General features: G+C 73.7%; 10 protein-coding genes. 2 read left to right on the top strand and 8 right to left on the bottom strand.

The features are described 5' to 3' along the window. Positions 1 to 948 (bottom strand): glycine betaine/L-proline ABC transporter ATP-binding protein (locus NH342_RS19400; RefSeq protein ID WP_253017387.1); only part of this gene is annotated, 948 nt, incomplete at its 3' end. Positions 949 to 1,299: 351 nt separating this feature from the next. Between NH342_RS19400 and NH342_RS19405 the strand changes: the two genes are divergently transcribed. After that, positions 1,300 to 1,869, top strand: coding sequence for an adenylyltransferase/cytidyltransferase family protein (locus tag NH342_RS19405; RefSeq protein WP_253017389.1), 570 nt, complete (start codon positions 1,300 to 1,302; stop codon positions 1,867 to 1,869). Then, positions 1,866 to 2,699, top strand: coding sequence for a deaminase (locus NH342_RS19410; protein ID WP_253017391.1), 834 nt, complete (start codon positions 1,866 to 1,868; stop codon positions 2,697 to 2,699). The genes NH342_RS19405 and NH342_RS19410 overlap by 4 nt, the downstream gene beginning before the upstream one ends. Here the strand turns inward: NH342_RS19410 and NH342_RS19415 are convergent. The 7 genes from NH342_RS19415 to NH342_RS19445 form a co-directional block, all read right to left on the bottom strand. Further along, a complete protein-coding gene (locus tag NH342_RS19415) occupies positions 2,683 to 3,114 on the bottom strand; it encodes an HIT family protein (protein WP_253017393.1) in 432 nt (143 codons plus the stop codon). The genes NH342_RS19410 and NH342_RS19415 overlap by 17 nt on opposite strands. Next, positions 3,107 to 3,646, bottom strand: coding sequence for a dihydrofolate reductase (locus tag NH342_RS19420; RefSeq protein WP_253017395.1), 540 nt, complete (start codon positions 3,644 to 3,646; stop codon positions 3,107 to 3,109). Before NH342_RS19420 ends, NH342_RS19415 begins: the two co-directional genes overlap by 8 nt. After that, complete coding sequence (thyA, locus tag NH342_RS19425) at positions 3,643 to 4,551, bottom strand: thymidylate synthase (RefSeq protein WP_253017397.1); 909 nt, start codon at positions 4,549 to 4,551, stop codon at positions 3,643 to 3,645. The genes NH342_RS19420 and thyA overlap by 4 nt, the downstream gene beginning before the upstream one ends. Before the next feature lie 12 nt (positions 4,552 to 4,563). Continuing rightward, on the bottom strand, positions 4,564 to 6,315 hold the full coding sequence (locus NH342_RS19430) for a SpoIIE family protein phosphatase (protein WP_253017399.1): 1,752 nt from the start codon (positions 6,313 to 6,315) through the stop codon (positions 4,564 to 4,566). Positions 6,316 to 6,539: 224 nt separating this feature from the next. Beyond that, positions 6,540 to 9,401, bottom strand: a complete 2,862-nt coding sequence (locus NH342_RS19435) for a vitamin B12-dependent ribonucleotide reductase (protein WP_253017400.1) — start codon at positions 9,399 to 9,401, stop codon at positions 6,540 to 6,542. A 170-nt stretch (positions 9,402 to 9,571) separates the two neighbouring features. Continuing rightward, complete coding sequence (gene nrdR / locus NH342_RS19440) at positions 9,572 to 10,168, bottom strand: transcriptional regulator NrdR (RefSeq protein ID WP_253017401.1); 597 nt, start codon at positions 10,166 to 10,168, stop codon at positions 9,572 to 9,574. A gap of 308 nt (positions 10,169 to 10,476) precedes the next feature. After that, positions 10,477 to 10,850: LysM peptidoglycan-binding domain-containing protein (locus tag NH342_RS19445; RefSeq protein WP_253017402.1), on the bottom strand; the 374-nt coding region annotated here is incomplete at its 5' end.

Consider the following 10,850-nt stretch of genomic DNA (forward strand, 5'->3'; position numbering starts at 1 on the left):
GCCGCGGACCGGGCCGCCGGGGTCGGCGACCACGAGGTGGTCGGCGCCGGTGCGGGTCAGCTCGGCGACCGCGTCGGCGGTACCCGCCGCGGCCGGGCAGACCGCGACGGGCTCCGCCAGCGCCCCGGCGGTGCGCACCCGGGCGCGGTCGACGTCGGCGAGGAAGCGGGCCACGTGGTCGTCGGCGGGGGCGGCCAGGATCTGCTCGGGGGTGTCGCACTGCACGACCCGCCCGTCGCGCATGATCGCGACGCGGTCACCGAGACGCATGGCCTCGTCGAGGTCGTGGGTGATGAACACGATGGTCTTGCCCAGCTCGCGCTGCAGCTCCAGCAGCTGGTCCTGCATGCCGCGGCGGATGAGCGGGTCCAGGGCGCTGAACGCCTCGTCCATCAGCAGGACGTCGGTGTCGGCGGCCAGCGCGCGGGCCAGCCCCACCCGCTGCTGCATGCCACCGGAGAGCTCGGCCGGTGCGGCGTCGGCGCGGTCGGCGAGCCCGACCCGGGACAGCGCGTCGGCCGCACGGGCCTCGCGGGTGGTCCGGTCCACCCCCCGCACCTCGAGGGCGTAGGCCGCGTTCTGCAGCACCGAACGGTGGGGCAGCAGCGCGAAGTGCTGGAAGACCATGCTGATCCGCTGCTGGCGGACCTCCCGCAGCGCGGCCGGGTCCAGGTCGGTCAGGTCCACGCCGTCGACGTGCACCGACCCCTCGGTGGGGGGCACCAGCCCGTTGAGCATGCGCAGCAGGGTCGACTTCCCCGAGCCGGACAGCCCCATGACGACGAACACCTCGCCCGCCTCGACGGACAGGTCGACGTCGACCACGGCGGCGGTGGTGCCGCGGTCGCGCAGCTGGGCCACGGTGGTGCCGGCCCGTAGTTCCTGCACCGCTGCGGCGGGGCGGGGTCCGTAGACCTTGTGGAGACCCTTCACTCGGATCGTGGGCACGTCGTCCTCTCGTCGTCGGGACCGCCGTCGGGCGGGCGCCGGGCAGGCGTCGGGCAGCCGCGGACGCCGGAGCGCGCTGGGCGCGTCCGGTCGGGCAGGGTGGTACGGGCAGGGTGGTACGGGCAGGGTGGTGCGGGCACACGGGCTCCGCGGTCGCGCCGTCGGTCCCGCAGCTGCGCGTCGCAGGCTGTGCGGGCCGGTCCCCGGCGCCGGTCGGCACCCCCGGATCTCGGGGTGGTGTCCTGAGCGACGGTAACGACAGCCCCACCGGCCCCGGCAAGCCACGGAACCGGATCGGGCCGGATCGTCACCGCATCGTGACCGGCAGGGCCGGACCGGTAGCCTGCGGCGGTGGGCCAGGACCGTGGGGACCGCGAGCCGGGCCGGCTCTACAGCGACCTTTTCCAGGACGCGTCGCACTTCGAGGAGCGCTTCGTCGACGACCTCGACCGGCTGGCCGCGATGAGCTCGGCGCTGAAGACCCTGGGCCTGCGGGTGGTGCTGACCAGCGGCTCGTTCGACATGATCCACGAGGGCCACAGCCGTTACCTGGAGGCGGCCCGCTCGATGGGCGGGTTCCTGATCGTCGGGGTGGACAGCGACGAGAAGGTGCGCCTGCGCAAGGGCCCCAGCCGCCCGGCCGTGCCCGAGATGGAGCGGCTGCGCATGGTCACCCACCAGCGCGGGGTCGGCATCGTCACCCTCAAGCGGGTCGAGCACCCGCCGTGGGCGCTGATCAAGGCGGTCCGGCCGAGCGTGCTGGTGGCGACCGCCGAGACCTACAGCGACGAGGAGGTCGCCAGGCTGGAGGCCGAGTACTGCGACCGGGTGGTGGTGCTGGACCGGATGTCGACGGTGAGCACCTCGGCGCGGCTGCGGCTGATCCACCTCGCCGACGCGGCCAACGCCACCGACGAATGACCCAGCTGCTGCTGCACGCGCCGGTCTACCACGCCGGGCACCGCCGGTTGCTGGCCGAGCACCCCGAGGTGGACCGGGTGCTGCTGCTCGGCGACGGGTTCGCCGAGCGGTTCCCGGCGATGCGCAAGGAGATCCGCGGGCTGCCCGCCGACGTCGTGGCCCGGGTGCTGGCCGCCGAGCACGGGGTCGACGTCCGGGTGGTGCAGCCGGCCGACCTGCGCGCTGCCCTGGATCGCGAGGTGCTGGCCGCCGACGAGTCGGTGACCCGCGAGCTGGCCGCCGACCACCCCGGCACGACCTGGCGGTTCGCGCGCACCTTCCTGCGCTGGGACCGGCAGTGGGCGCTGGAGGAGCGCCCGGTCGGCGCCACCGCGGGGACGACGACCGACCCGGTGCACGTGGCGCTCATGCAGCAGGCGGTGGCCGCCGGCGAGCGGTCCTCGGACTGGTGGCGGCAGGTCGGCGCGCTGGCCGCCCGGGACGGCCGGGTGCTGGCCACCAGCCACAACCGGCACCGGCCGACCGAGCACGCGCCCTACGTGGACGGCGACCCCCGCAACGAGTTCTCCCGCGGCCTGCGCGCGGACCTGTCGACGGCGATCCACGCCGAGGCGTCGCTGGTCGGGCAGGCCGCGGCGGGCGCCTTCGACACCGCCGGCGCGGACCTCTACGTCTCGGCGTTCCCGTGCCCGGCGTGCGCCTACCTGGTCGCCGAGGCCCGCTTCGCGCGCTGCTTCTTCCGCGGCTCGTACTCCCTGCTCGACGCCGAGGCGATCCTCGCCGGCGCCGGGACCGAGTTGATCTGGGTCGACGTCAACGGGCCGAGCTGAAGCGCATCCGCAGCGGCTGCTCGCCGTCGGGCACCAGGACGTGCAGGTGCACGTGCGCGATGGTGCCGCCGGTGCCCTCGCAGGGGCCGTTGCGCATGCCCAGGCCGTAGGGGCCGCGGTCGTCCCCGCGCACGGCGCGCAGCACGGTCCACAGGTCGGCGCGGGCGGCGTCGTCGAGGTCGAGCACGTCGGTGACGTGCGCGCGCGGCACCAGCAGCAGGTGCTGGGCGGCCCCGCGGTAGGGGAAGTCGTTGTGCAGCGCCCGCCAGTACGCGGTCTCGGTGACCAGGTCGCCCCCGCCGACCTCGGTGCCGGTGTCGGCGCAGAACAGGCAGACCCCGCGCGCCTCCAGGTCGGCCATCCGGGCGACCTGCTCGGGGGTGCGGGCGTTGGCCGGGCAGTAGAGGTCAGCCACGGGTGAGCGTCTCGAACGTGACCTCGGTGCCCGAGGTGGTGGTCAGGTCGCGGCTGTCGACGACGGCGAACCCGTCCAGCCAGCCCTCGGGCATCCGGGTGTCGCCGCCGGGGGTCAGGTGCACCCGGGTCAGGTGCACGGTGCCCACCTGCGGCAGTGCCTGCCGGTAGAGCTGCGCGCCGCCCATGACGACGACGTCCTGGTGCGGTGCGTCCGCGGCCAGCCGCCCGGCCAGCTCCAGCGCGGTGTCCAGGTCGGCCACGACGGTGGCCGCGCCCGCCGTCCACACCTGCGGCCCGCCCGGCGGGGTGCTCCTGCTGACGACGACGGTGTGCCGGCCGGGCAGCGGCCGGCCCAGGCGCGCGACCACCGACTCGTGGGTGAGCCGACCGGCGACGACGACGTGACCGGTGGTGAGCTCGCGGAATCGGCGCAGGTCCTCGGCGACGTGCCAGGGCAGGCCGTTGCGGTCGCCGATGACGCCGTCGTCGGCGACCGCGACGACCAGGGAGAGCGTCACGGGGCCGGTCACGAGGCGACCGGGATGCCGCGGATGGCCGGGTGCGGCTCGTAGTCCGACAGCTGGAAGTGGGTGGCCCGGAAGTCGTGGATGTCGGTGACCGCCCGGCCCTCCTCGGTGAGGGTCAGCGTCGGCAGCCGGCGTGGCTCGCGGGTGATCATCTCCTGCACGGCGTCGAGCTGGTCGACGTAGACGTGGGCGTCGCTGATCGTGTGGTGGAAGGTGCCGGGCCGGGTGCCGGTGAGCTGGGCGAGCATCAGGGTCAGCGCGGCGTACTGCGCCATGTTCGACGGCACCCCGACCGGGACGTCCCCGGAGCGCTGGAACATGTGCAGGTGCAGCGTCCCGTTCAGGACGCGGACGTGCACCCAGCCGTGGCAGGGCGCGATCGTCGTCCCGGGGGTCTTGCCCGCGCCGCGGACCTGGTACTGCGGGATCCACGGGGACACGAAGTGGGTGCGCAGCTCGGGCAGCTCGGTGAGCTGCTCGACGAGGTGGGCGAACTGGTCCATCGGCTCGCGGCCGGGCGGGGCCGGGAAGTCGTGGAACGCGCCGCCGTAGGACCCCGGGCCCAGCGACCCGTCGGGCAGGCCGCGCTTGCGGGTCTTCTCGGGGGTCGCCCAGGCGTCCCACCAGTCGCAGCCGAAGGCGGCGAACTCCTCGACCGTGGTGGCGCCGTTGATGAAGGCGCACAGCTCGCCGACCGCCTTGGGCCAGAACCCCTTGATCGACCGCTCGGTGATCAGCGGGAACCCGTTGCGCAGCGGGTAGCGGGTGGTCTGCTGCAGGAGGGTCAGCGCCTCGATGCCCTGCCGGGTCGGCGTCCGCTCCCCCTCGGTGACGATGGCCCGCAGGACCGCGGCGTACTGCCCGTCGGGGGTGCGCTCGGCGAACGGCAGGTACAGGTCGTCGGTCACCGGGACAGGTTCTCAGCCCAGCTGGACGACGAGGACGGCGGTGTCGTCCAGCCGGCCCACCACCAGCTCCACCGCGGCCGCGACGACGTGGGCCGGCGGCGCACCCGTCGGCAGCGCCTGCACGCGCTCGACGAGCCGGGCGATGCCGAGGTCGACGTCGCGCTCCCTCTCCCCCGGTCGCACGGGCTGCTCGACGAGGCCGTCGGTGTAGAGCAGCAGCTGCGACCCGGCCGGCAGCTCGCGGGTGGCCGTGCGGCGCCGGGCGCCGGGGGCGGCGCCCAGCAGCAGGTCGTGGTCCCCGCCGAGGGCCTCGACGTCGCCGCCGGGGAGCCGCACCAGGACCGGTGGGTGGCCGGCGTTGGTGTGCCGCACGGTCCAGGGCCCGCCGTCGGTGACCGGCCGGCGGGCCTGCACGACGGCGGCGGTGGCCAGGCCCGGGACGTGCAGCACGTCCATCAGCCGGTCGACGGCGGCGAGGACGGCGGCCGGGTCCGGCGGCGGCTCGTCCCAGCTGCGCGAGCGGACCAGGTCGCGCAGGGTGCCCATGGTCGCCGCGGCGTCGATGTCGTGACCGGCGACGTCGGCGACGACGGCCCCCACGTGGCCGCCGGGGAGGTCCAGCAGGTCGTAGAGGTCACCGCCGACGGCGGCGCCGAGCACGGCGCTGCGGTAGGCGGCGGCCGCGGTGACCCCGGGCAGGTCGGGCAGACCGGGCAGCAGCGCCCGCTGCAGGCTCTCGGCGACGGTGGCCTCGCGGACGTAGCGCCGGGCGTTGGCCAGGGCCTGCCCGGCGCGGCGGCCGAGGTCCTCGGCGACCTCCAGGTCGCCCTGCGGGAAGGGTTGCGGCGTCGCCCGGACCAGCACCATGGCACCCCAGGTGCTGTCGGGGGCGGCCAGCGGGACGGCGGCGAGCGCGCCGGTGCCGAGCTCGGCGTAGACGTGGTCGGACAACCCGCGGCCGTAGGGGGCCAACCGGTCGGGGGTCAGGTCGGCGACGGTGACGGTGCGGCCGGTGGCGACGGCCTGCGCGGCGGGGGCGACCGTGGGCAGCGGGCGGCCCTCGTAGGCCCGGCGCACCTGGTCCAGCGCCTCCTCGTGCCCCTCGGGGGCGTGGTGGCGGGTGGTCACCCGCACGACCAGCCCCGACTCGTCGGTCTCGGCGACGAACAGCCAGTCGGCCAGCGGCGGGACGCACAGGTCGGCGAGCTGGGCGACGATCGCGTCCGGGTCCAGCGACGCGGACAGCGTGGTGGTGGCCGCCGACATCAGCTGGAGGCGGCGGTTCGCCGACTGCAGGGAGATGCGGGCAGCGGTCTCCCGGGCCAGGGCGGCCTCGGCGGAGGCGCGGGCGGCGTCGCGCTCGCTGTTGGCCTCCACCTCCGCGGTGACGTCGGACTGCACGCCGACGTAGGCCACCACCCGGTCGCCGTCGCTGACCGGGTCGATGCTCAGCCGGTTCCAGAACGCCTCGCCGTCGGCACGGTGGTTGAGCAGCGTGACGGTGACCGACCGCTGCTCCCGGATCGCCCGCCGGATCTCGGTGACGGCGTCGGGGTCGGTGTCCTCGCCCTGCAGGAAGCTGCAGTTGCGCCCGACGGCGTCCCGCGCGGCGTAGCCGGTGGTCGCGGTGAAGGCCGGGTTGACCCAGACCAGCGGGTTCCCGGGTCGCGAGGGGTCGGAGATCGTGACGCTGACCTCGGTGGCCTGCAGGGCGAGCAGCGTCAGCGCGTCGAGACCGAGCGGTACCCCGTGCCCTTCCTCCACGTCCTGGGACTGTAGTCACCCCAACGTCCCGGCCCCGGCATCGATCAGCTGCGACGAGCAGCGTGCATCCTCCGCCACCGGCGTCGGTGGCGGAGGATGCACGCCGGTCAGGGAGGACGACCGGCCGCCCGCCCCATCCACCGGCAGCGTGTGCCCGCCAGGTGGCGGGTACGCCGACGCCCCGGCCCTCCGTGGAGGAGGACCGGGGCGTCGGCGCGGTCAGCTCAGCTGCAGCCGCTGGTGGAGCCGCAGCCCTCGCAGACGTAGCAGCTGCCAGCGGGGCGCATCTTCGTGCCGCAGGTCATGCACAGCGGCGCGTCGGTGGCGGTACCGGTCACCAGCTCCAGCAGCTCGGCCGAGGAGTGGGCCTCCTTGACCGACGTCGGGCCGGCGGGGGTGACCTCCTCCTTGGCGGGTGCCTCGGTGGGGGCCGAGCCGCGCAGCGCCTCGAGGTCCACGTCCTCCTCGACGACCGCGGTGGAGGCCGAGCCGTAGGACCCGGCGACCTGCGCGGCGCGCTCCTCGGCGGTGAAGATGCCGAGGTTGGCGCGCTTCTCCACCGGCAGGTGGTCCAGCGCCAGGCGACGGAAGATGTAGTCCATCACCGACTGGGCGATCCGGATGTCCGGGTCGTCGGTCATGCCGGCCGGCTCGAAGCGCATGTTGGTGAACTTGGAGATGTAGGTCTCCAGCGGGACACCGTGCTGCAGCGCCAGCGAGATGCCGATCGAGAAGGCGTCCATGACACCGGCCAGGGTCGAGCCCTGCTTGCCCAGCTTGAGGAAGACCTCGCCCAGGCTGCCGTCCTCGTACATGCCCGCGGTCATGTAGCCCTCGGCGCCGGCCACCGAGAACGAGGTGGTCATGCTGGTGCGCTTCTTGGGCAGCCGCTTGCGGACCGGGTGGGCCAGGGTCGCCGCGACCGGAGCCGGGGCCTCCTCGACGGCCTTGTCCTTCTTCTTGCCGCCGTCGGACAGCGGCTGGCCGACCTTGCAGTTGTCGCGGTAGATCGCGAGGGCCTTGATGCCCATCTTCCAGCCCTGGAAGTAGATGTTCTCGACCTCCTCGACGGTCGCCGTCTCCGGCATGTTGACCGTCTTGGAGATCGCACCCGAGATGAACGGCTGCACCGCGGCCATCATCCGGACGTGGCCCATCGGGGAGATGGCCCGCTCGCCCATGGCGCAGTCGAAGACCTCGTAGTGCTCCGGGCGCAGGCTCGGGGCGTCGACGACGTGGCCGTGCTCGGCGATGTACTCGACGATCGCCTCGACCTGCTCGTCCTGGTAGCCCAGGCTCTTCAGCGCCCGCGGCACCGTCTGGTTGACGATCTGCATGGAGCCGCCGCCGACCAGCTTCTTGAACTTGACCAGCGAGAAGTCCGGCTCGATGCCGGTCGTGTCGCAGTCCATCATGAAGCCGATCGTGCCGGTGGGGGCCAGCACCGAGGCCTGCGCGTTGCGCCAGCCGTGGGTGGCGCCGATGGCCAGGCACTCCTGCCACTGCGCGGTGGCTGCCTTGAGCACGTCGGCGTCGTCGGCGCCGACCGGGCGGATGGCGTCGTTGGCCGCGGCGTGCTTGCGCATCACCCGGGCGTGGGCCGAGGCGTTGCGGGCGTAGCCGTCGTAGGCACCGACCACACCGGCGAGCTCGGCCGAGCGGCGGTAGGCGGTGCCGGTCATCAGCGAGGTGATGGCAGCGGCCAGGGTCTGCCCGCCGCGGGAGTCGTAGGCGTGACCGGTGGCCATGAGCAGCGCGCCGAGGTTGGCGTAGCCGATGCCCAGCTGGCGGTAGGCCCGGGTGGTGTCGCCGATCGGCTCGGTCGGGAAGTCGGCGAAGCAGATCGAGATGTCCATCGCGGTGATGATCAGCTCGACGGCGCGGGTGAACAGCGGGGCGTCGAAGGTGCCGTCGGCCTTGAGGAACTTCATGAGGTTCAGCGAGGCCAGGTTGCACGAGCTGTTGTCCAGGCTCATGTACTCCGAGCAGGGGTTGGACGCGTTGATCCGCCCGGTCTCGGGGTTGGTGTGCCAGTCGTTGATCGTGTCGTCGTACTGGATGCCGGGGTCGGCGCACTCCCACGCGGCCTGGGTGACCTTGCGGAACAGCTCCTTGGCGTCAACGGTCTCGATGACCGAGCCGTCGGTGCGCGAGCGCAGCCCGAAGCCGGTGCCCTCCTCGACCGCCCGCATGAACTCGTCGTTGACCCGGACGGAGTTGTTGGCGTTCTGGTACTGGACGCTGGTGATGTCCTTGCCGCCGAGGTCCATGTCGTAGCCGGCGTCGCGCAGCGCGCGGATCTTGTCCTCCTCGCGCGCCTTGGTCTCGACGAACTCCTCGATGTCGGGGTGGTCGATGTCCAGGACGACCATCTTCGCCGCACGGCGGGTGGCGCCACCGGACTTGATGGTCCCGGCGGAGGCGTCGGCGCCGCGCATGAAGGACACCGGGCCCGAGGCGGTGCCGCCGGAGGACAGCAGCTCCTTGGAGGAGCGGATGCGGGAGAGGTTGAGGCCGGCGCCGGAGCCGCCCTTGAAGATCAGGCCCTCCTCGCGGTACCAGTTCAGGATCGAGTCCATCGTGTCGTCGACGGCGAGGATGAAGCAGGCGCTCACCTGCTGCGGCGAGGCGGTGCCGACGTTGAACCAGACGGGGGAGTTGAAGCTGAAGTACTGGTGCAGCAGCATCCAGGTGAGCTCGTGCTCGAACAGCTCGGCGTCGCCCTCGGTGGCGAAGTAGCCGTGCTCGCGGCCGGCCTGGGTGTAGGTGAGCACCACCCGGTCGATGAGCTGGCGGAGGCTGGTCTCTCGGGCCGGGGTGCCGACGGCGCCGCGGAAGTACTTGGTCGTGACGATGTTGGTGGCGTTGATCGACCACTCCGACGGGAACTCCACACCCCGCTGCTCGAAGTTGATCGAGCCGTCGCGCCAGTTGGTCATGACGACGTCCCGGCGCTCCCAGGTCACCTCGTCGTAGGGGTGCACGCCGGCGGTGGTGAACACGCGCTGGACGGTGAGCCCCTTGCGCTCGGCGGACTTGCCGGCGCGCTTGCGCCCGTTCGAGATGCGGTCGGTGGTCTCGGTCACGACTCCCCCTGGGATCGGTGTGGCTGCGCCGGCCGGTGGGTCGGTGCGGGTGGCGTCGACGTGACGCCGGTGGTTCGTGCTGCGGTGCTGGGTGGTGCGGTCGGCCACGGCGACGGCGCCGGGCAGGGCCCCGGCGGCGGGGAAGTCCGCGGGGTGCGATCAGCTGTCGGTCAGCCGGTCGGGTCGGTGGCGCCCGGCGGGGCGCCGGGGTGCGGGGCGGAGGACTGCGGGGCGCCGGCCTGCGGGTCGCCGGCGACGCTGCCGCCGGCGCGCGGGATGACCGGGGGCGGCAGGTCGGCCGAGGCGATCTCGGCGACCGACGCGCGCTTGGCGCGCATCTCGGCGATCTCCTTCTCGAAGTCCGCCGCGGAGCTGAAGGACCGGTACACGCTGGCGAACCGGAGGTAGGCCACCTCGTCGAGGTCGCGCAGCGGCCGCAGGATGGCCAGGCCGACGTCGTGGCTGGGCACCTCGGCCGAGCCGGTGCAGCGCACCGCGTCCTCGACCTGGGCGGCGAGCACCGCCAGCTGGTCCTCGTCGACGGGGCGCCCCTGGCAGGCGCGGCGCACACCGGCGATGACCTTGGCCCGGTTGAACGGCTCGGTCACCCCGCTGCGCTTGACGACGGCCAGCACGGCCTCCTCGACGGTGGTGAACCGCCGGCCGCACCCGGGGCACGACCGCCGACGGCGGGTGGTCGCCCCCTCGTCGGTCTCCCGCGAGTCGACGACACGGCTGTCGGGGTTGTGGCAGAACGGGCAGCGCACCGGATCGTCTCCTCCCGGGACCGTGGCGGTTCCCTGTGGACCCCGCGGGGGACATCCGGTGGACGACCTCGGGGAAAGCTGGGGAACAGCCTGTGGACGGAACAACATCGCTGTAACTACTAGATGTTGTGGTGAGACTAGCTCTGCACCCCTACTGGTACGCAACCCGAAACCGGCGTGTCGTCTTCCCAGAAGTCGACGACCACCGCGGCCGGTCCTGGGCACCTCTGCGCACCACCCGCCCCACGGGTCCCCGACACGCGCGGGACCAGCACGAGCTCTCCGCCGGCCCGCCCGGACGCGACCGCTCAGGGCAGCAGCAGGACCTGACCGGGCACCAGGTCGGCCCCGGACAGGCCGTTGGCTGCCTGCAGGGCGTCGACGACCTCGCGGGGGTCGGAGGCGGGGGCGACGTCGCGGGCGATGGACCACAGGGTGTCGCCGCTGTGCACGGTCACCGTCGCGCGACCGGCCAGCTCGAGCTCGGGACCGGCGGAGGACCCAGACACCGCCGGGCCGACGAGGGCGGCGACGGCGACGGCGGTGACCACGCCGAGCCCGCCGAGCACGACGCGGCCGCGACGGGTGAGCCGCACCGGCACCGGCGGGCGCTCCTCCGGCCGCAACCGCACCGGGCGGTCCGGGTGGGCGACCGGGGTCGCCGCCACACCCGCGGCCGACC

The organism is Klenkia sp. PcliD-1-E (assembly GCF_024124375.1).
Taxonomy (GTDB): domain Bacteria; phylum Actinomycetota; class Actinomycetes; order Mycobacteriales; family Geodermatophilaceae; genus Klenkia.

Bases quoted from the DNA above. Each gene is read 5' to 3' on its own strand.
- NH342_RS19410 (WP_253017391.1), top strand. From the start codon at position 1,866: ATGACCCAGCTGCTGCTGCACGCGCCGGTCTACCACGCCGGGCACCGC.